The 19,179-nt window shown below is 67.8% G+C and carries 17 protein-coding genes and 1 pseudogene; 10 read left to right on the top strand and 8 right to left on the bottom strand.

Going from position 1 to position 19,179, the window contains the following annotated elements; genetic code table 11:
- The first annotated feature begins 258 nt into the window (after window positions 1-258).
- Entirely contained in the window at window positions 259-1,185 is a 927-nt protein-coding gene (locus HCC78_RS28140; protein ID WP_172332076.1) for an alpha/beta fold hydrolase, read from the top strand.
- Here HCC78_RS28140 and HCC78_RS28135 read toward each other — a convergent pair.
- The 3 genes from HCC78_RS28135 to HCC78_RS28125 all read right to left on the bottom strand — a co-directional run bounded on the left by HCC78_RS28135 (window position 1,182) and on the right by HCC78_RS28125 (window position 5,144).
- Window positions 1,182-2,108, bottom strand: coding sequence for an aminotransferase class IV (locus tag HCC78_RS28135; protein ID WP_172332075.1), 927 nt, complete (start codon window positions 2,106-2,108; stop codon window positions 1,182-1,184). The genes HCC78_RS28140 and HCC78_RS28135 overlap by 4 nt on opposite strands.
- A 1-nt stretch (window position 2,109) precedes the next feature.
- The gene (locus HCC78_RS28130) at window positions 2,110-2,841 is read right to left on the bottom strand and encodes an HAD family hydrolase (protein WP_216671348.1); all 732 of its coding nucleotides are present in this window, start codon (window positions 2,839-2,841) and stop codon (window positions 2,110-2,112) included.
- A 332-nt stretch (window positions 2,842-3,173) separates the two neighbouring features.
- Window positions 3,174-5,144: a bifunctional DedA family/phosphatase PAP2 family protein gene (locus tag HCC78_RS28125; RefSeq protein ID WP_172332074.1), complete on the bottom strand. Its 1,971-nt coding sequence runs from the start codon at window positions 5,142-5,144 to the stop codon at window positions 3,174-3,176.
- A gap of 139 nt (window positions 5,145-5,283) precedes the next feature.
- On the opposite strand from HCC78_RS28125, the gene HCC78_RS28120 reads away from it, so the two are divergent.
- Complete coding sequence (locus tag HCC78_RS28120; RefSeq protein ID WP_172332073.1) at window positions 5,284-5,997, top strand: hypothetical protein; 714 nt, start codon at window positions 5,284-5,286, stop codon at window positions 5,995-5,997.
- 16 nt (window positions 5,998-6,013) lie between these two features.
- Here the strand turns inward: HCC78_RS28120 and HCC78_RS28115 are convergent, their stop codons facing one another.
- A complete protein-coding gene (locus tag HCC78_RS28115) occupies window positions 6,014-6,823 on the bottom strand; it encodes an IclR family transcriptional regulator C-terminal domain-containing protein (protein WP_172332072.1) in 810 nt (269 codons plus the stop codon).
- Between the two features lie 207 nt (window positions 6,824-7,030).
- Between HCC78_RS28115 and HCC78_RS28110 the strand changes: the two genes are divergently transcribed.
- The 4 genes from HCC78_RS28110 to HCC78_RS28095 are packed head-to-tail and all read left to right on the top strand — an operon-like array spanning window position 7,031 to window position 10,978.
- Window positions 7,031-8,155, top strand: a complete 1,125-nt coding sequence (locus HCC78_RS28110) for a glycoside hydrolase family 105 protein (RefSeq protein WP_253949406.1) — start codon at window positions 7,031-7,033, stop codon at window positions 8,153-8,155.
- A 40-nt stretch (window positions 8,156-8,195) separates the two neighbouring features.
- Window positions 8,196-9,164: a TRAP transporter substrate-binding protein gene (locus HCC78_RS28105; RefSeq protein ID WP_172332071.1), complete on the top strand. Its 969-nt coding sequence runs from the start codon at window positions 8,196-8,198 to the stop codon at window positions 9,162-9,164.
- Complete coding sequence (locus HCC78_RS28100; protein ID WP_172332070.1) at window positions 9,164-9,676, top strand: TRAP transporter small permease; 513 nt, start codon at window positions 9,164-9,166, stop codon at window positions 9,674-9,676. Before HCC78_RS28105 ends, HCC78_RS28100 begins: the two co-directional genes overlap by 1 nt.
- A 3-nt stretch (window positions 9,677-9,679) precedes the next feature.
- Window positions 9,680-10,978, top strand: coding sequence for a TRAP transporter large permease (locus tag HCC78_RS28095; RefSeq protein ID WP_172332069.1), 1,299 nt, complete (start codon window positions 9,680-9,682; stop codon window positions 10,976-10,978).
- Between the two features lie 88 nt (window positions 10,979-11,066).
- Here the strand turns inward: HCC78_RS28095 and HCC78_RS28090 are convergent, their stop codons facing one another.
- The 4 genes from HCC78_RS28090 to HCC78_RS28075 all read right to left on the bottom strand — a co-directional run bounded on the left by HCC78_RS28090 (window position 11,067) and on the right by HCC78_RS28075 (window position 15,283).
- Window positions 11,067-12,119, bottom strand: coding sequence for a LacI family DNA-binding transcriptional regulator (locus HCC78_RS28090; RefSeq protein WP_253949405.1), 1,053 nt, complete (start codon window positions 12,117-12,119; stop codon window positions 11,067-11,069).
- A gap of 72 nt (window positions 12,120-12,191) precedes the next feature.
- Window positions 12,192-13,673, bottom strand: a complete 1,482-nt coding sequence (locus HCC78_RS28085) for a tripartite tricarboxylate transporter permease (protein ID WP_172332068.1) — start codon at window positions 13,671-13,673, stop codon at window positions 12,192-12,194.
- Window positions 13,674-13,689: 16 nt separating this feature from the next.
- Window positions 13,690-14,109, bottom strand: a complete 420-nt coding sequence (locus tag HCC78_RS28080) for a tripartite tricarboxylate transporter TctB family protein (RefSeq protein WP_172332067.1) — start codon at window positions 14,107-14,109, stop codon at window positions 13,690-13,692.
- Between the two features lie 130 nt (window positions 14,110-14,239).
- Complete coding sequence (locus tag HCC78_RS28075; RefSeq protein ID WP_172332066.1) at window positions 14,240-15,283, bottom strand: ABC transporter substrate-binding protein; 1,044 nt, start codon at window positions 15,281-15,283, stop codon at window positions 14,240-14,242.
- A 243-nt stretch (window positions 15,284-15,526) separates the two neighbouring features.
- On the opposite strand from HCC78_RS28075, the gene araD reads away from it, so the two are divergent.
- The 4 genes and pseudogenes from araD to HCC78_RS28060 form a co-directional block, all read left to right on the top strand.
- On the top strand, window positions 15,527-17,269 hold the full coding sequence (gene araD, locus HCC78_RS28070) for an L-arabinonate dehydratase (RefSeq protein ID WP_172332065.1): 1,743 nt from the start codon (window positions 15,527-15,529) through the stop codon (window positions 17,267-17,269).
- Between the two features lie 10 nt (window positions 17,270-17,279).
- Complete coding sequence (locus tag HCC78_RS34105) at window positions 17,280-18,179, top strand: dihydrodipicolinate synthase family protein (RefSeq protein WP_253949404.1); 900 nt, start codon at window positions 17,280-17,282, stop codon at window positions 18,177-18,179.
- Window positions 18,176-18,916, top strand: coding sequence for an SDR family oxidoreductase (locus HCC78_RS28065; RefSeq protein WP_371743948.1), 741 nt, complete (start codon window positions 18,176-18,178; stop codon window positions 18,914-18,916). Before HCC78_RS34105 ends, HCC78_RS28065 begins: the two co-directional genes overlap by 4 nt.
- 68 nt (window positions 18,917-18,984) lie before the next feature.
- Window positions 18,985-19,179, top strand: a pseudogene (locus HCC78_RS28060) (aldehyde dehydrogenase (NADP(+))); the annotation flags it as partial.

The raw sequence follows: 19,179 nt of genomic DNA, 5'->3' as shown, positions 1-19,179 counted from the left end.
CGTCCTCGTCCGGGATGGCCGAGAAATACAGCGTGTCGGCGGAGGCACCGGTGGCGAGGAGGGCAGCCAGGACGGGCAGCAGGCGGAACTTGGACATCGGAGGTCTCCGGTGGGAACAGGGGGAGTCGGCGGCAGGGCCGTTGCGCGCCTTCTACGTCCAAGCGGGCACCGCGCACAACCCGCCGGGCCTGCGGAATTGACGCCGGGCCGCACCGGGCTCTAGCTGTGCATGGCAAAACCGCAGAGGGGGCGGACCGGATGGACAGGCAGATAGCGCTGGCAGCGGCGGCGGAAGCGCCGGACTTTTTCCACGGCTTCGAGGAGGAGCTGCACGATCTCGGCCACGGGGTGGAGGTCTTCGCCCGGCAGAAGGGCGCGGGCGTGCCGCTGCTGCTGCTGCACGGCTATCCGCAGACTTCGGCGATGTGGCACCGCGTGGCGCCGGAGCTGGCGCACCGCTACCGCGTCATCTGTCCCGACCTGCGCGGCTACGGCCGGTCGTGGAAACCGGACCCGGCGCCGGAAGCGTACGCGAAGCGGGCGATGGGCGGCGATCTCTTCCGGCTGATGGACCGGCTCGGCCATGACCGCTTCCTCATTCTCGCCCATGACCGCGGCGCGCGGGTGGCGCACCGCATGGCCGCCGACCATCCCGACCGGGTGGCGGCTTTCGTTGCGCTCGACATCGCGCCCACCCGCGAGATGTACCGCGAGGCGCGCTCGGGCTTCGCGCATGACTACTGGCACTGGTACTGGCTGACCCGGCCCGCGCCCTTCCCGGAACGGCTGATCGGGGCCGATCCGGATTTCTTCTGGCTGTCGAAGGTGGGCGGCGCCTCGGCGGGAATGGCGCCCTTCGCGCGGCCCGCCCTGCAGGAGTACCTGGAGGCGTTCGACGACCCGGCGGCGATCCGCGGCGCCTGCGAGGACTACCGCGCGGCGGCGACCGAGGATATCGCGCATGACGACGCCGAGACAGGGAAATGCCGCGTGCCGATGCTGGCGCTCTGGGGCAGCGACGGCGCGATCCAGAAGCATTTCGACTGCCTGGCGCTCTGGCGCGAGCGGGTGGCGCAGGCCGAGGGAAAGGCGCTGCGCGGCGGGCACTACCTGGCCGAGGAAAATCCGCAGGCCGTGCTGGCGGAGGCCGGGCCATTCCTGGCCCGGCATGCCGGAGGCCTCTAGCGCGCGGCCTTCTGGTCCGCGACCGTGCGGGCGACGAGGTCCTTGTAGAGCTCGCGGATGCGCTGCGTCACCGGACGGCTGCCGTCGCCGATCGTCCGCCCGTCGATCTCGGCCACCGGTGTCTGGGCGCCGAAGGTGCCGGTCAGGAAGGCCTCGTCGGCCGAATAGGCCTCGTAGAGCGAGAAGTTCTTCTCGAAGACCGGGATCCCCGCCTCGCGGCAGACCTTGACGACATTGGCGCGGGTAACGCCGTTCATGCAGTAGTCGCCGGTCGAGGTCCAAACCTCGCCCTTGCGCACGATGAAGAAGTTGCAGGCATTCGTGGTGTTCACGAAGCCATGCGGGTCGAGCATCAGCCCTTCGTCGGCGCCCGCCTCCTCGGCCTGCAGGCAGGCGATGATGCAGTTCAGCTTGGAATGGCTGTTGAATTTCGGGTCCTGGCTGTGCGGCAGGCCGCGCACCTGCGGGACGGAGGCCAGCCGCAGCCCCTTGGCCAACGCCTTGGCGGGCACCGAATGCTCGATGATCGCGACGATGGTCGGGCCCCATTTCGACAGGCTGGGGTGCTGGAACGGCTTGGCCTTGCGGCCGCGGGTGACCATCAGCCGGCAATGCGCGTCGCCGGTCATGCCGTTCGCTGCGGCCGTCTCGTCGAGGATCGCGCGGATCTCCTCGCGGGTCTTGCCGATCTCCAGCTTCACCGCCTTGCAGCTGTCGTAGAGCCGGTCCATGTGCGCGTCGAAGAAGGCCCATTCGCCGTCATAGAGGCGCATGCCCTCCCACATGCCGTCGCCGAGCATGAAGCCAGAGTCGTAGACCGAGACCACCGCCTGGTCCTTCGGGACGATCCTGCCATCCACGTAGATCATCAGGCTGTCGTTGCGGTCGTCGGCTTCGGCGGTGTGGGTGGTGGTGTCGTTCATCTCAGGCCTTCAGCGCAAAGGGTTTCAGCGCGTCGTAATGGGGCAGGGCGGCGTCGCAGACCGCCTGCAGGTCCGCGGGCAGCCCGGGCAGCGGACCTTCTGCGCCGGCGAAGCCCGTAGAACGGTGCACCGCGTCGTACCAATGCGGCGCCCAGACGCCGTCATCCGCATGCCCGCCCGCAGGCCAGCTGACCATGCCGGAATCGCGCGGGATCCCCAGGGCATCGCAGAGCGCGTCCATCATGCCCGCCGGGTTGTCGCGGATGTCGTGGGAGTCGATGACCACCGGGGTCTGGCCGGCGGAACGGACCGCCTCGAAGATCTCCGATTGCTGGCGGAAGCCGATATCGTCCAGGACCGGGTTCTCGCGCTTCTTGGCATAGCTGGCCAGCACCCGCGCCGGATGGCGGATCAGGAAGAGATGCGTGACAGAGGCGAACCAGTCCCGCGACACGCCGTCGATCATGTGATGGGTCATGTGCTTCTGGTAGAAGACCGGCTTGCCCGAGGGATGCGGCGCGGCGCAGCGGGCGGCGACCTCGTCCGGGTCGCGCGGCCCGGCGGCGATGATCTCGTTGCCCATCGGGTGATCGAGCCCGGTCATCTCCAGATAGGCGGCATAGAAGGGCTCGTCCCAGACCGCGGCATCGCCGCGCGCGCCGAAGGCGTACATCATCGCGGTCGAGAGGTTCCTGGGACCGGACCAGGCGGCAATGTTGATCGGGGCAGTCATGCGCGGTCTCCGTCGGCAGGCAGTCCGCGCCACCCTACGCCGCGCTGCTGGCGGGGAGAAAGGGCTGCCGCCACGTTCTCCGCGCTTTGTCGCAGCCATCGGGGACGCGGCGGCGCCCTGGCGGAGTGCCCGGCATGCGCGCGGCCGCGATCGCGTGGCCTGGCCGCATGCTGCAGGTCCTGCTGCCTGTCTCCCGCGCCGGGAGGTGCGCGGCTTCGCTCCCGCCCGCAGGGACCATGTCCGCCGGTTTCCGGTCTTTCCGCTGCCGTCCTGCGGCCCGGCTGCGGATGGTTCTGTCCGGGGGCGCCGCTGGGCCGCGTCGCGACCCCGGCCTACCTGATCTGCCGGATCGCCACCGGCCCGGCCGGGCTGTCCTGCCGGGCCGCCGCCGGGGCGGGGGTCAGGAGCTGCGCCGCATCGGCTTCGGCCTTGGCCGGTTTCCAGCTGCTTCCGCTGCCCTCGGTCGGGGCGAAGGCCCAGGCCGCCAGGGGCGTGCCGCCGGACAGCGTGCCTGCATTCCACAGCCGCAGCACGCTGTCCCCCGAGCGCAGCGTCGCGTCCGCGGGCTGGCCGTCGCGGAAGGCAGGCGGTTCGGCCGCCCCGGCAATCGCCCGCCCGGCCAGCTCCGCGCCGATCGCCAGCAGCACCGGGCGCAGTCCCGGCGCAGGGGCGGGGCTCCATCCGAGCGGCGCCAGCCGCGCCGCGATCGCGTCCGCCGGAAGCCCCTCGGTGACCAGCGAGACCGGCGGCAGCTGCTTGCCGTCCAGCCGGTCGACCGCGAGCTCGAAGCTGCCCGAACCGAGCGCCGCGGGCAGGTCGGCGATGGCCGCGGCTGCGGCGGCATTGCGCTCCAGGGGCGCCGGGACGTCATGCACCGCGAACCAGCCGGCGCCGCCGAGGCAGGCCAGAAGGGCCGCGATGCTGGCCACGTGCCGCCAGGCGGGCAGCGGCTTGGGCGTGGTGCGGGGGCGCATCGCCTCGGCGGCCGCCAGGCCGATCACCATCCAGATCGTGCCGACGATCCAGCCGTTCAGCACGTCCGAGAGGTAGTGCTCGGAAAGGTAGATGCGGGTGCTGCCGAGCATCGCCGCCATGCAGGCGCCGGAGACGATCGCCAGGGTGGGTCCGATCAATTTCTCCCGCCACAGCAGCAGTGCGAGGCTCCCGTAGAGCGCGACCGAGATCGCCGCGTGGCCGGAGGGAAAGCTGTTCGAGGTCTCAAGGAAATAGGCAAGCTCCGGGCGGGCGCGGCCGAAGGCGAGCTTCAGGAGTGTCACCGTCACCGCATTGCCCGCTACCGCGATGGCAAGCCCGGCCGCGGCGGAGCGGCGGCCGGCCAGGGCGAAGCCCGCCACGCTGCCGGCCGCGACGAGGGCGGCGACGGGCACATGGCCGAGCTGCGTCGCCCAGGCCGCGAGGCGCAGGCCGCCGGGCGTCCAGTAGGCATGCATCAGGCTGGAGATCCGCTGGTCGAGTTCGGCGGTGCCGGGCACGAAGGCGAGATCCAGCGCGCCGTCGACGAAGACGGCGGCGAGATAGATCACCAGCACGGCCGCCGCGGTCGCGAGCAGCCCGCCGGGGCTGCCCGGGGCGAGGCGCCGCGACAGGAAGGCGGCCGTGCGCGGATGGCGCTCCGCCTGGCGGCGCAGCGGCGGCCAGGCGGCGATCTTCGCGCCTGCATTCGACATCGCCGCGTGCAGCGCCGGACCGCCCTTCGCGACCTGCCGCACCGCCAGCCAGACGAGGAGGGTGGCCAGCGCCAGGATCGCCAGCGGCATGGCCGCGCGGGGCAGGTAGGGCGCGACCCGCGCGAGGATGTCGCCGGCCAGATAGCCGAAGCCGACATGGGCCAGCGCGTAGATCGCCGCGCTGGCGGCGTTCCACAGCGAGAAGCGCCGCCGCTCCATGCCCGACAGCGCGGCGGCCAGCGGCGCGAGGCTGGCGACCGGGCCCAGGAACCGCCCCGCGATCAGGGCCAGCGGCCCGTAGCGGTCCACAAGGCCGGAGGCGCGGCGGAAGGCGGCGCTGTCCTTCAGCCCGGTCCGCGCCCCGAGCCAGCGTCCCGACAGGAAGCTCGCCTCGCCGCCCAGCAGTGCGCCGATGCCGACGAACCAGGCAAGATCGAGGAAGCCGAGATTGCCGAGCCGCACCAGCGCCCCGCCGGCATCGACCACCAGCGTGCCCGGGGTGACCAGGCCCGTGACCCACCAGCCCTCGAGGAAAGCGGCGGCGCCGGTGATCCAGTAGGCCCAGATTCCGAGCGATTCGAGGGCGGGGAGGATATGGAGGTGGAATGCGGACATGGCGACCATGACTTAGCCGGTTCGCGCCGCTTGTGAAGCCGTTCCGCGCGCGGCTTCGCTCACTTTGTCGAAAATCCGTTTACACGCGAAGCGGCGGTGAATACCAATTCTGCAACCCAAGGGTGTTTCGGACGGATTCATGAGGGATTTCCGCATCGGGCTGTCCGCGCTCGCATTTCTGGCGGCAGGTGCCGCCGCGGCCGGACCGGCTTCGGATTTCGAGGCGGCCTTCCGCGACATGTATGCCAGCTACCGGACGGCGCTGTTCCGCACGAATTCCGGCCAGCAGGAGGAAGCCGCGGCGGCGATGGCGTCGCTGTCCGAACAGCTGTCGGTCCTGGCCGTCACCTACGGACCGGCCCCGCCGCCGCAATACGAGACCGATCCGCTCTGGGGCGCGACGATGGCGGATGCCGCCACATTGGTCGGCGCGGCCGGGCAGCAGGTCCGGACCGGCGACCTGGCGGCGGCGCATGCGACGCTGGAAGGGGTTCGGGACCTGTTCGGCGAGCTGCATGCCCGCAACGGGATCGAGACCTTTTCGGACCGGATGAACGCCTATCACGCGGTGATGGAGCGGTTCCTGGCCATGGATCTTTCCCCGGATCATGGCGCCGGATGCAGCGAGCTGCACGAGCAGGCGGGCGTGCTGTCCTACCTGGCGCAGGCCGTCGTCACGGCGCCCCCGCCGGAAGCGGCGGGCAGTGACGCCTATGCGGCGCTCGCAGCGGAGTTCGAGGCATCGGTGGCCGCGCTCCTGGCCGCCGTGCGCTCGGGCGAGGAAATGCGGATCGCCGAGGCGGCGCGCGGGCTGAAGCCGCCCTATTCCAGATTGTTCCTGAAATTCGGCTGAGCCGGCGGGGCAGGGCTCAGGCCGGGGCCTCCGCCATGTCTGCACGGTATCCCAGCCCTTCCGAGGCTTCGCGGGTGATGTCCAGCAGCATCGAGACGTAGTCGGGCTTCCGCGCCTCGTCGAAGCGGAAGAGCGGGAAGGCCAGCGACACGGCGGCGACCGAGCGGCCGCGATGGTCGAGGATCGGCGCGGCCATGCAGCGGACGCCTGCCTCGGCCTCCTCGATCTCCTCGGCATAGCCCTGCGCGCGGATCAGCGGCAGCTGCGCGCGCAGCGTGGCGGCATCGGTGATGGTGCGCGGCGCGCGCGGCGCGAACTCCATCCGCGCCAGGCGGTCCTCGATCTCCACCGGGTCGCGCCAGGCAAGCAGCGCCTTGCCCAGCGAGGTGCAGTAGAGCGGATTGCGCATGCCCAGCGGCGCCTGCATCGACAGGGCATAGGCGGAATCGTAGGTGTGGATATAGGCGACGCGCTGGTCGCGGCTGTCCATCACGCCCAGGTTGACCGACTCGCCGAAGGCCCGGCTCAGCCGTCCCATGCCGCGGTCCGCCACGGTCATCAGCGCTTCCTGGCCCTTCAGCGTCCGCGCGCCGAGCCCGAACAGCTTCAGCGTCAGGCCGTAGCGCTCGGTGTCCGCTTCCTGGTCGACATAGCCGAGATCGACCATGGTCTGCAGCAGCCGGTGCGCCGTGGATTTCGACGTCATGGCGACCTGCGCGATGTCGGCGAGGCCGGACGGGCCCCTTTCCGCAAGGGTTTCCAGCACCGCGAAGACCTTCATCACGGCGGCGACATTCTCGGTTTTCGGCGGGCGTCCGGCGGCCATAGCTGTCCCGATATTTGTGAAATCGTGTTCCGAATTTCTTGCAGAGTTTTCCCGCCATGTCCAGCCTGCCGCGATAACTTGCGGTATCTGTTGGGAAATGGCCGAACTGGTCAGGAAAAGAATCCAGTTGCATCCGCAAGCGGATTATGGTTCCTTGATTTTCGAAACGCCGTTCCGAAAAAATTCGGCGCACCGGAGGAGACCTAGATGACCATGCACCCGCTGCTGATGCAGAAGACCCGCCGCCACAGCCGCGAGGAGGTCGCGGGGCTGATCGGACGGCTGACCGACAACCTGGTCAATATCGAGGACACGACCGGCGAATTCCTGCTGCGGCTGGAAGACGGCCGGGTGATCGACACCAAGGGCTGGGCCGGCTGGGAATGGACCCACGGCGTCGGGCTCTACGGGCTCTACAAGTTCTGGGAGCAGACCGGCGACGTGAAGACGATGCAGATCATCCGCGACTGGTTCGATGCCCGGCTGGCCGAGGGCACGCCGACCAAGAACATCAACACCGTCGCGCCCTTCCTGACGCTGGCCAATCTCTACGAGCGCGACCGCAACCCGGCCTGGGTGCCCTATCTGGAAACCTGGGCGGACTGGGTGATGTACGAGATGCCCCGCACCGAGGAGGGCGGGCTGCAGCACATCGTCTACAACGACGTCAATCACCAGGAGATGTGGGACGACACGCTGATGATGTCGGTCCTGCCGCTGGCGCGGATCGGCCAGGTGCTGGACCGCCCGGAATACATCGAGGAAGCCAAGTACCAGTTCCTGATCCACACCCAGTATCTCGCCGACCGCAGGACGGGGATGTGGTTCCATGGCTGGACCTTCGAGGAGCGGCACAATTTTGCCGAAGCGCTCTGGGCGCGGGGCAACAGCTGGGTGACCATCGCAATCCCGGAATTCATCGAGATGGCCGGGCTGCCCGAAGGGAATCCCGTTCGCAAGCACCTCTTGTCGACGCTGGAGCGGCAGGCGCGCTTCCTGAAGCAGACGCAGGACCGTTCGGGCCTGTGGCACACGCTGGTCGACGATCCGGACAGCTACCTGGAGGCCTCGGCCACTGCCGGTTTCGCCTATGGCCTGATGAAGGCGGTCCGGAAACGCTACCTGCCGCCCGAATACTTGCCCGTGGCCGAGCGCGCCATGGAGGGCGTCATCGCCAATATCGACGCCGATGGCGAGCTGAAGCAGGTCAGCTTCGGAACCGCGATGGGCGAGGACCTGCAATTCTACCGCGACATCGCCCTGACCTCGATGCCCTACGGCCAGGCCATGGCGATCCTCGCCCTGTCGGAATACCTGCGCAGCTACATCTGAGCCCGCGCAGCCTGAAAACAAAAATCTGGGAGGAGATTCAATGACCAGGACCATTCTGGGCATCGCTGCCCTCATGGCATCGACCGCCATCGCGCAGGCGGAGACGCTGCGCTTTGCCTACGCCTCGAACGCGACCCCGACCGTCGAGGCGATGGAGAAATTCGCCGGGCTGGTCGAGGAGAAGACCGGCGGCGACGTCACCGTGCAGTTCTTCCCCGACAGCCAGCTGGGCGGCGAACGCGAACTGGTGGAGATGGTGAAGGGCGGCCTCCTCGACATGACCAAGGTCTCGGGCGGGCTGATGGAAAGCTTCGCACCGATCTACGGCGTGTTCTCCATGCCCTACCTGTTCGACGGCGAGGACCATTTCTACCGCGCCATGGACAGCGCCGACGTGATGGAGCCGGTCTACCAGGCGACGGCGGACCAGGGCTTCGTCGGGCTGACCTACTACAATTCCGGCGCGCGCAGCTTCTACCTGAAAGACGGGCCGGTGAAGACCGTCGCGGACCTCGAAGGCAAGAAGATCCGCGTGATGCAGAGCCCGACCTCGATCAAGATGGTGCAGATGCTCGGCGCCGCGCCGATCGCGATGGGGCAGGCCGAGGTCTATACCTCGATCCAGCAGGACGTCCTGGACGGTGCCGAGAACAACGAATACGCGCTGACCATCGCCCGGCACGGCGAGGTGGCGAAGTACTACACCTATGACCAGCACAGCCGCATCCCGGACATCGTGCTGATCTCCAACGCCGCGCTGGACCGGCTGTCGGACGGGGACCGAGCCGCGGTGATCGAGGCCGCGAAGGAGTCGACCGAGTACCACAAGCAGGTCTGGGCCGAGGCGATCGCCGCCGAGAAGACCAAGGCCGAGGAAATGGGCGTCGAGTTCTTCGACACCGACGTGGCCCAGTTCCAGCAGGCCGTCGCGCCGATGTACGAGGAACTGAAGGCGGAACCGGCGAAATACGCGCTCTTCGAGGCGATCCGCGCCGAGGCCGACGACTGATGCGCCGCCTCCGCCGCCTCGTCGACCGGGTCACGGGCACCGCCTGCTGCCTTCTCCTGGCGGCGATGGTGGCGGTTCTGGCCTGGCAGGTGTTCAGCCGATACGCGCTGAACGATCCCTCGACCTTCTCCGAGGAGGTCCTGCGCTTCGGCCTCGTCTGGCTGTCCCTGCTGGGGGCGGCCTATTCCACCGGCCGCGGCACGCACATGGCGGTGACGCTGCTGCGCGACTTCGCGTCCGGCCCGCTGCAGCGGCTGCTCGACATGCTGGTCCCCGTCGGTTTCCTGGTTTTCGGCACCGTGGTCATGGGGATGGGCGGGCTGCGCGCGATGCAGATCGCCTCCGGCCAGACCACCGCCGTGCTGCAATTGCCGATGGCGGCGATCTATGCCGCGCTTCCGGTCTCGGGGCTGCTGATCTCGCTCTACGCCGTTCTCAACCTTGCCGACCTCCTCTGCCAGCGCCGCGAACGCCCGGGCGAGGTGGAGGCGGCGCTGAACTGGGGGGACTGATCCATGGCCGGTACCGCAAGCCTGATCCTGCTTTCCGTCTTCGCGGGTCTGACCGCTCTCGGCCTGCCCTTGGCGCTGGCGCTGACTGCCGCGGCACTTGCCGCCGTCTCGATGGTGGCGCCGCTCGACATGGCGCTGTTCACCAGCGTTCAGAAGATGTTCGCCGCGCTCGACAGCTTCTCGCTGCTGGCCGTGCCGTTCTTCATCCTTTCGGGGGTGATGATGAATTCGGGCGGCATCGCGCTCAGGCTGGTGAATTTCGCCAAGCTGCTGGCCGGGCGGATCCCCGGGTCGCTGGCGCAGACCAACATCGCGGGCAACATGCTCTTCGGCTGCATCTCCGGCTCGGCCATCGCCGCATCGACCTCGATCGGAGGGGTCATGGTGCCGATGCAGAAGCAGGAGGGCTATGACCCGGGCTTCGCCGCCGCAGTCAACATCGCCTCGGCGCCCACCGGCATGCTGATCCCGCCGACCACGGCCTTCATCATCTATTCGCTGGTCTCGGGCGGCACCTCGGTTGCCGCGCTGTTTCTCGGCGGGGCGGTGGCGGGGATGCTCTGGGGGCTGATGATCATGGGCATCGCCAGCCTCTACGCCTGGAGGCGCGGCTATCCGACCACGCCCTGGGCGGGCGGGCGCGCCGCGGCGAAGATCACCGCCGAGGCGATCCCCAGCCTCCTGATGATCGTCATCGTCATCGGCGGCATCATCTTCGGCATTTTCACCGCGGTGGAGGCGTCGGGCATCGCCGTGATCTACACGATGCTGCTGACCTTCGTGATCCACCGCACCCGGCCCGTGTCTGCCTTCCCGGAATTCCTGCTGGAGACCGCGCAGATCACCGGCACGATCATGCTCCTTCTCGCGGCCTCGGCGACGCTCAGCTTCGCCATGGCTCTGACCGGCATTCCGGCGGCGATCTCTGCGCTGATCCTCGGCGTCTCGGAGAACCCGATCGTGATCCTGCTGATCATCAACCTGGTGCTGCTGGTCATCGGCTGCTTCATGGACATGGGGCCGGCGATCCTGATCTTCACCCCGATCCTGCTGCCGATCGCCCAGAAGGTCGGCGTCGATCCGGTGCAGTTCGGCATCATCATGGTGTTCAACCTGGCCATCGGCACGATCACCCCGCCGGTCGGCACCGGGCTCTTCGTCGGGGCGAGCGTCGCCAAGGTGAAGGTGGAGCAGGCGATCCGCGGGCTCGCGCCCTTCTACGCGGCGCTCTTCGTGCTGCTGTTCCTCGTCACTTACGTGCCGTCGCTGACCATGTCCCTGCCGCGCGCCTTCGGCTTCTGAAGCCAGCGGGCGCCCGGAAAAGGACCGCGCCGGCCCCGGGCCGGCGCGGTCTTTGCAAGCAAGGGACGGGCGGATGCGCCGCGGCGGCTCAGGCGGAGCCGCGGCGGATCACCTCGAAGCCGATATCGGTGACCCGCTCGGGATCCTCCTCGCCGCGGAAGCGTGTCAGCATCGCGCGGGCGGCGGCCCGGCCGAGGCGGTCGCGGTCGACGCGCACCGTGGTCAGGGCCGGGTCGGTGAAGGCGGCGTAATCCTGGTCGCCGAAGCCGATCACCGCGATGTCCTCGGGAACGCGCAGCCCGCGCACCCGAGCCTCGGTCAGGATGCCATGCGCCGACTGGTCGGAGCTGCATTGTATCACCCCGCCGCGGAAGCCGTGGTCGTCGATCAGCCTGGCCAGCGCGGCGCGGCCGCTCTGCAGCGAGGCGGGCCCTGCCTCGCCGGTGATGCCGGGAATTTCCGCGCCGCCTGCCAGTTCGGCAAAGCGGTTGGCGAAACCGTCCCGGCGGCGCAGCGCGCGTTCGTCCCCGGCCGAGACGGTCGCAGCGCGGCGGTAGCCCCAGCCGTGCGCCATTTCGGCGGTGCGCCACCCGGTCTCGGTATGGGAGAAGCCGACGCAGCAATCGACCGGGCTTTCGGTGATGTCCCAGAACTCGACCACCGGGATCCCGGCGCCGAGCAGCATCTTCCGCGCCGCGGCGCTGTGATGGATGCCGGTCAGCAGGATGCCGTCGGGACGGCGGGAGAGATGGGTGAAGATCAGCGCTTCCTCGGTCTCGGGCAGGAAGCCGGTTTCCGAGACCATCAGCTGGTAGCCCTCGGCGCGCATGATCTCGGAAAATCCGTGCAGCAGGCTGGAATAGACGACATTGGTGATCGAGGGCACCAGCGCGGTGATCAGGCAGCTCTTGCGCGAGGCGAGCGCGCCCGCCAGCGCGTTCGGCACGAAGCCGGTGATGCGGATGGCCTCCTGGATCCGCTCCATCGTCGCGGCGGAGACCTTCTCGGGATTGGACAGCGCGCGCGAGACGGTGACCTGGCTGACCCCGGCCAGCTTGCCGATCGTCGCCATGGTGACGGGGCCGCCCTCGGGGGGGACGCGTCCGCGCCGTGTCTTCCTGATGCTGTCCGGTTCCTTCATGATGCGCCATATTCCAGAGGCGGCGCGGCGGCCGCAAGGGGAGCCGCTGCCGCGGCTCCCGGGACTTTGGTTCTACTTCTTCTTGGTCTGCAGGTAGGCGGAGCCGCCGACCGAGAGCGCGATCAGCACCCACAGGAAGACCGCGATCCAGCTCTTGGTGAAGAAGATCGTCAGGTCGCCGAAGCTTTCCAGCGTCTTGACGAAATACACCTCTGCCGACGGACCCAGGATGAAGCCGATGATGAAGGGCGCGACCTCCAGCCGGATCTTGGTCATCACCCAGCCGAAGATGCCGAAGATCAGCAGCGTCCAGACATCGAACATGATGCCGTAGTTGATCGTGTAGGCACCGATCACGCACATCATCAGGATGACCGGGAAGAGGATGTATTTCGGGATGGTCACCACCATCGCGAAGTAGCGGATGGCGTAGTACATCATCACGAACATCGCGAGGTTGGCGATCAGCATCGCGAAGATCATCGCGTCCCAGGTCACCGGGTTGTTGCCGATGAAGAGCGGGCCGACCTGCACGCCCTGCAGCGTGAAGGCGCCGATCAGCAGCGCGGTGGTCGAGTCGCCGGGGATGCCGAGCGACAGGAGCGGCACCAGCGCGCCCCCCGTCAGGCCGTTGTTGCCGGCTTCCGAGGCCATGACGCCCGCAGGCTCGCCCTTGCCGAATTTCTCCGGGTTCTTGGAGAAGGTCTTGGCGTTCGAGTAGCTCAGGATCGAGGCCGCCGAGCCGCCGACTCCGGGCAGGATGCCGACGAAGGTGCCGATGCAGCTGGAGCGGATCAGGTTGATCCACTGGCCCTTGAAGATTGACAGCGAGAATTTCTCGTGCTGGCCGATCTTCACGTCCTTCTGGCTCATCCCGGCCTTCATGCCGGTCTCTGCCTCGTCGAGGATGGCGGCAAGGCCGAAGAGGCCGATCAGCACGGGCAGGAGCGAGAAGCCCTGCTCCAGCCAGTATTCGGTGCCCGGCGGAATCAGCCGCCACTCGCCGTTGCCGCCCTTGGTGACGTCATAGGTGCCGATCAGCGAGATGAAGATCCCCAGGAAGCCCGAGAAGATGCCCAGCAGCAGGTCGGAGCTGAGCGCCGCCATAACCGACAGGGCGAAGAGGATGATCAGGAATTTCTCCACATAGGAGAACTTGATCGCGAAATCCGCCAGCGTCGGCGCGAAGAGGTCGAGGATCAGGAGCGACACGAGCCCGCCGACCAGCGAGGCGAAGATGCCGATCCTCAGCGCCTTTTCGCCATGGCCCGCCTTGGCCATCGGATAGCCGTCGAGCGTCGTGGTGATCGAGGAGGGCGTGCCGGGGATGCCCAGCAGGATCGCCGGGACGAGACCGCCCGAGATGCCGCCGACATAGAGCCCGAGCAGCAGCGCCAGGCCGTTGTCGAGGCCGAGCGAATAGGTGACCGGCAGGCAGACGGCGACGGCCATGGTGGCGGTCATGCCGGGAATGGCGCCGAAGATGATGCCCACCAGCGTGCCGCCGACGGTCAGCAGCACGAAAAGCGGCGAGATGAAGGAGAGAATGTCCATGAGCGGGGGATCCGGATCAGGGCAGGGTCAGGAAGAACAGGTCGGTGAACAGCCACCAGACCAGCGTCGGCGCGGCCACGGCCACGATCATGAGCGGGATGGCCTTCTTTGCCGTGCGGTCGCGCATGAAGAGCAGGCCGGAGGCCGCGACCAGCGGGATCGAGCACAGCAGGAACCCCATGCCGGTATTGGGCCAGATGTCGCCCACCGGCACCATGGCGGAGAAGTAGATCACGGTGAGGGCCAGCGTGCCGAAGAAGCGCGTCTTGTCCATCTCGCCGAGGATCTTGCGCCAATGCGTGCCGGATGCGGCCAGCTGCCTGCGGTCGCGGATCACGATGGCGAGGCCGAGAAGCCCCAGGATGCAGCCGATCAGCGTGGGGAAGATCAGGTGCGAGGTATCGAAATTGATGGTCACATGGGTCAGGTTGCCCATCGCGGTCTCCCTTCGGTCCGGAACTTGGCAGGGCAGGGGACGGGGCGGCGCGCGGCGGCGCGGCCCGGAACGTCGGCACGGCAAAAGGGTCCCCGCCCGCAAGGGGCAGGGACCGGAGGGCCGGGGAGGATCAGCCCGAGATGTCGGAGATGACCTTCTTGTAGATCTCGCGCTTCTTCTCCAGATGCTCGCGCGCCTCTGCCGAGGGGCGGAAGTTCGGCGTGAAGAACGCGGCGGTTTCCTTCTTCTGGATCTCGCCCTCTTCATAGATCTCGGCCAGCGCCTGGTCGATCGTGTCGATCATCGCCGGATCCATGTCCTTGTTGAAGATCAGGAAGAATTCCTTGTCGAAGGTGAAGTCCTGGGTGCCGTCCAGGGTGACGGAGGTCTTCGGGCTGGCATAGTCCAGCATGTCGTCGCGGGTGAGCTTGCCCATGCCGGCCTCGGGCGCCTCGGCCAGGGTTTCCGGCGAAGCGGTGATCCAGACGAAGCGCATCGCCTTCTGGTCGTCGCCGTCGAGCTGGGTGAACTGCTCGTTGGCCTGGATGGAGCCGTTGATCACGTCGGCCAGCCCGTCCCACATCGCCTGGTTCTTGTCGGACTGCGACCCGGTATTGACCGGAACGATGTTCTCTTCCGACCCCGGCGCGCGGACCTTGGCGGCGTTCTTCATGGCGGAGAAGCCGATTTCCGAGACGCCGCCCGGCTGGATGGCGACACGGACGCGCTCGCCGTTGGCGGCGGCGGTCAGGATGTCCTCCATCGACTGGTAGGGCGAGTTCGCGCCGACCAGGTAGGCATTGCCCGGATTGTTGGCGATGGTCGCGCCGACGGTGTATTCCTCGAAGGGATTGACGAAGCCCTTGCCGCCGTAGAGTTCGGCCAGGTAGGCGAAATCGTGGAACAGCATGATGGTGGTGCCGCGCTTGTCGCGCTCCAGCGCCTTCAGGCCGTTCACCGCGCCGACGGCGTCGACCTTGATGTTCACGCCCAGCTTGTCGGACAGCGCGTCGGCGACGATCGAAGCCGCCTGGTAGGTGTCGCCGCCGGTCGAGGTCGAGCCGATCACCATGCGGATGTTCTTGGGCAGATCCGCGGCGGAGGCCGCGAAGGGCTGCGCCAGAATCGCCGTGGCGGACGCCGCGGCAAGCAGGGTTCTGCGGGTGAAAGTCATGTCTTTTCCTCCCTTTGGCCACGCATCGCGGCCGGTTGTCCCGAGAAAGCGAAGCGGCCCCTCACCGCTTCTTGCTGCACTATGAAAGCGCATACACAGTTCAACACCACATCGGGCCTCCCACTGTCAAGCTTTGAATTGATCCAGTAAAAATATCAGTGAAATTCGGGAAAGCCCATTGACGGGACAAAATGTAAGCGCATACATCATCGCAAAGACGATTGCGCCTAGGGAGGGTGATCCATGAAAGATGTGGACCGCAAGGACGCGGACAGCCTGCGTTCGGCACGCTGGTTCGCGCCGGATGATCTGCGCAGCTTCGGCCACCGGTCGCGGCTGATGCAGCTCGGCTATTCGGAGGCGGATTTCAAAGGCAAGCCGCTGATCGGCATCCTGAACACCTGGTCGGAGATCAACTCCTGCCACAGCCATTTCCGCGAGCGCGCCCAGGACGTGAAGCGCGGCGTCTTCCAGGCCGGCGGCTTCGCCGTGGAGATGCCGTCGCTGTCGGTGGACGAGAGCTTCACCAAGCCGACCTCGATGATCTACCGCAACATGCTGGCCATGGAATGCGAGGAGATGATCCGCTCGCACCCGTTCGACGGCGTGGTGCTGATGGGCGGCTGCGACAAGACCACCCCCGGGCTCGTGATGGGCGCGATCTCGGCGGGCATTCCGTTCATCTACCTGCCGGCCGGTCCGATGCTGGCGGGGAACTACGCGGGCAACCGGCTGGGTTCGGGCTCGGATGCCTGGAAGTACTGGGACGAGCGCCGCGCAGGCAACATCACCGACGAGGAATGGGTCGGCATCCAGGGCGGCATCGCGCGCTCGGCGGGCGTCTGCATGACCATGGGCACGGCCTCGACCATGACCGCGATCACCGACGCGATGGGCCTGACGCTGACCGGCGCCTCCTCGATCCCGGCGGTGGATTCGGGCCACCAGCGCATGAGCGCGGATTGCGGCCGCCGCATCGTCGACATGGTCTGGGAAGACCTGACCCCCGACCGGATCATCACCGAATCCGCGGTCAAGAACGCCGCCATCGTGGCGATGGCGACCGGCTGTTCGACCAATGCCGTCGTCCACCTGATCGCCATGGCGCGCCGCGCGGGGGTCAACCTGACGCTGGACGATCTCGACGCCCTGGGCCGCACCACGCCGCTGGTCGCCAATGTCCGTCCCTCGGGCAAGGGCTACCTGATGGAGGATTTCTACTTCGCCGGCGGCCTGCGCGCGCTGATGAAGGAGATCGAGGAGCGTCTCGACACGACCTGCATGACGGTCAGCGGCAAGACGCTGGGCGAGGGCATCGCCGATGCGAAAGTCCACAACGACGACGTGATCCGGCCGCTGTCGAACCCGGTCTATCACGAGGGTTCGCTCGCGGTGCTCCGCGGCAATCTCTGCCCCGACGGCGCGGTGATCAAGCCCGCCGCCTGCGATCCGAAATACCATGTCCATGAAGGCCCGGCGCTGGTCTTCGACAGCTATCCGGAGATGAAGAAGGCGGTGGACGACGAGGATCTCGACGTCACGCCGGATCACGTGATGATCCTGCGCAATGCCGGGCCGCTGGGCGGTCCGGGCTTCCCCGAATGGGGCATGCTGCCGATCCCGAAGGCGCTGATCAAGCAGGGCCACCGCGACATGCTGCGGATTTCCGATGCGCGCATGTCCGGCACCTCCTACGGCGCCTGCGTGCTGCATGTCGCCCCGGAAAGCTTCGTCGGCGGGCCGCTGGCGCTGGTGAAGACCGGGGACATCGTTCGGCTCGACCTGCCGAACCGGACGCTCGACATGCTGGTCCCCGAAGAGGAGATCGCCGCGCGCAAGGCCGCCTGGCAGCCGCCCGAGCCGAAATACGAGCGCGGCTGGGGCTGGATGTTCTCCAAGCACGTCACCCAGGCCGACAAGGGCTGCGACTTCGACTACCTGCAAACCGATTTCGGCCGCGTCGCGGGCGAGCCCGACATCTTCTGAGGAGGCCAGCATGGCATTCGATCTCGACAAGGCGCTCACCGGCATCTCCGGCATCCTCGTCACGCCCTATGACGGGGCGGGCGACATCGCCCCGGCGAAACTCGCGCCGATCATCGACCGCGCGCTGGAGGCCGGGGTGCATATCCCGGTCGTCAACGGCAATACCGGCGAGTTCTATGCGCTGACCACAGACGAGGCCTGCACCATGGTCGCCGAGGTCTGCCGCATGGTCGACGGCCGCGCGCCGGTCCTTGCCGGCGTGGGCCGCGGCATCCGCGACGCCTGCCGCTTGGCGAAGGCCTCTGCCGATGCGGGCGCCTCGGCGCTCATGATCCACCAGCCGCCGGATCCCTTCGTCTCCCCGCGCGGCACGGTCGACTACGTAAAGGCGGTGCACGAGGCCTCCGGCGGGCTGCCGATGATGCTCTACCTGCGCAACGACGCGATCGGCACCAAGAACATCAAGGCGCTCTGCGACCTGCCCGGCGTCAAGGGCGTGAAATGGGCGACGCCCAACCCGCTGAAGCTGGCCGATGCCATCGCCGCCTGCGATCCCTCGATCGTCTGGGTCGGCGGTCTGGCCGAGGTCTGGGCGCCGCCGCTCTATGCCGTCGGCGCGCGCGGCTTCACCTCCGGGCTGATCAACGTCTGGCCGGAGCGGTCGGTGGCGATCCACAAGGCGCTGGACGCGGGCGACTATGTCACCGCGAACAAGCTGATCGACGAGATGAAGCCTTTCGAGGACATCCGCGCCGAAGAGCTGAACGGCACCAACGTCACTGGCGTGAAGGCCGCGCTGGCCGCCACCGGCTTCGATTGCGGCGCGACCCGTCCGCCCTCCGCCTGGCCGCTGACCGCGACCCAGCAGGAGACGCTGGAGGCCTTCCTCGCCAAGGTCGGCCTGAAGTGAGCGCGCCCTCGATCATCGTCACCGGCGCCTCCTCCGGGATTGGCCGCGCCACCGCGCGCGCCTTCCTCGGGGCGGGCTGGCGGGTCGGCCTGATCGGCCGCCGCGCGGAAGCGCTGGAAGAGACCGCCGCAGGTAATCCGGCGGCGCTGCCGCTGCCCTGCGACGTGACCGACCCGCAGGCCGTGGACGCGGCCTTCGACACGGCGATGTCGGACTGGGGGCGGATCGACGCGCTCTTCAACAATGCCGGACAGTCGCTGAAATCGGTGCTGATCGACGACATGACCGTCGAGGACTGGCGGCGCATCACCTCGGTGAATGTCGACGGCATGTTCTACTGCGCCCGCGCCGCCTTCGCTCGGATGCGGAAGCAGGCACCGCAGGGCGGGCGGATCATCAATAACGGCTCGATCTCGGCCCATGCGCCGCGGCCCGGCTCCATCGCCTATACCGCATCGAAGCACGCGGTGACGGGGATGACCAAGACGCTTTCGCTGGACGGGCGCCTCTTCGACATTTCCTGCGGCCAGATCGACATCGGCAACGCCACGACCGAGATGGCGGCGGGGCAGGCCAAGGGCGTGCCGCAGGCGGATGGTTCCATCAGGGCGGAACCGATGATGGATGTCGATCACGTCGCGCAGGCGGTGCTGCAGATGGCCACGCTGCCGCCCGAGACCAACATCCAGTTCCTGACAATCATGGCGACCAAGATGCCATTCGTCGGGCGCGGCTGAGCCGCGCCTGCATCCGAAATCCAGGGAAGACCGGGCGCCGACCGCGCCCCTCAAGAGGAGATCCCGAGATGCTCGACACCCCGAAATTCATCCCCCACGGCAAGCACCTCGTTGCAGGCGAATGGATCGCCGGCGAGACGACCTTCGCCTCCGAGCCCGCCCACGGGCCCGCGCATGACTTCTCCGTCGGCACCGTCGAGCTGGTGAACCGCGCCTGCGAGGCCGCCGAGGATGCGTTCTGGACCTACGGCTACACCTCCCGC

It is taken from the genome of Mangrovicoccus sp. HB161399, assembly GCF_013184745.1.
GTDB lineage: Bacteria > Pseudomonadota > Alphaproteobacteria > Rhodobacterales > Rhodobacteraceae > Mangrovicoccus.
This window is presented reverse-complemented; position numbering and strand designations above follow the sequence as displayed.

Excerpts from the sequence above, each read along its gene's own strand:
- HCC78_RS28140 (WP_172332076.1), top strand. The coding sequence starts at position 259 with ATGGACAGGCAGATAGCGCTGGCAGCGGCGGCGGAAGCGCCGGACTTT.
- HCC78_RS28135 (WP_172332075.1), bottom strand. The coding sequence starts at position 2,108 with ATGAACGACACCACCACCCACACCGCCGAAGCCGACGACCGCAACGAC.
- HCC78_RS28130 (WP_216671348.1), bottom strand. The coding sequence starts at position 2,841 with ATGACTGCCCCGATCAACATTGCCGCCTGGTCCGGTCCCAGGAACCTC.
- HCC78_RS28125 (WP_172332074.1), bottom strand. The coding sequence starts at position 5,144 with ATGTCCGCATTCCACCTCCATATCCTCCCCGCCCTCGAATCGCTCGGA.
- HCC78_RS28120 (WP_172332073.1), top strand. The coding sequence starts at position 5,284 with ATGAGGGATTTCCGCATCGGGCTGTCCGCGCTCGCATTTCTGGCGGCA.
- HCC78_RS28115 (WP_172332072.1), bottom strand. The coding sequence starts at position 6,823 with ATGGCCGCCGGACGCCCGCCGAAAACCGAGAATGTCGCCGCCGTGATG.
- HCC78_RS28110 (WP_253949406.1), top strand. The coding sequence starts at position 7,031 with ATGACCATGCACCCGCTGCTGATGCAGAAGACCCGCCGCCACAGCCGC.
- HCC78_RS28105 (WP_172332071.1), top strand. The coding sequence starts at position 8,196 with ATGACCAGGACCATTCTGGGCATCGCTGCCCTCATGGCATCGACCGCC.
- HCC78_RS28100 (WP_172332070.1), top strand. The coding sequence starts at position 9,164 with ATGCGCCGCCTCCGCCGCCTCGTCGACCGGGTCACGGGCACCGCCTGC.
- HCC78_RS28095 (WP_172332069.1), top strand. The coding sequence starts at position 9,680 with ATGGCCGGTACCGCAAGCCTGATCCTGCTTTCCGTCTTCGCGGGTCTG.
- HCC78_RS28090 (WP_253949405.1), bottom strand. The coding sequence starts at position 12,119 with ATGAAGGAACCGGACAGCATCAGGAAGACACGGCGCGGACGCGTCCCC.
- HCC78_RS28085 (WP_172332068.1), bottom strand. The coding sequence starts at position 13,673 with ATGGACATTCTCTCCTTCATCTCGCCGCTTTTCGTGCTGCTGACCGTC.
- HCC78_RS28080 (WP_172332067.1), bottom strand. The coding sequence starts at position 14,109 with ATGGGCAACCTGACCCATGTGACCATCAATTTCGATACCTCGCACCTG.
- HCC78_RS28075 (WP_172332066.1), bottom strand. The coding sequence starts at position 15,283 with ATGACTTTCACCCGCAGAACCCTGCTTGCCGCGGCGTCCGCCACGGCG.
- araD (WP_172332065.1), top strand. The coding sequence starts at position 15,527 with ATGAAAGATGTGGACCGCAAGGACGCGGACAGCCTGCGTTCGGCACGC.
- HCC78_RS34105 (WP_253949404.1), top strand. The coding sequence starts at position 17,280 with ATGGCATTCGATCTCGACAAGGCGCTCACCGGCATCTCCGGCATCCTC.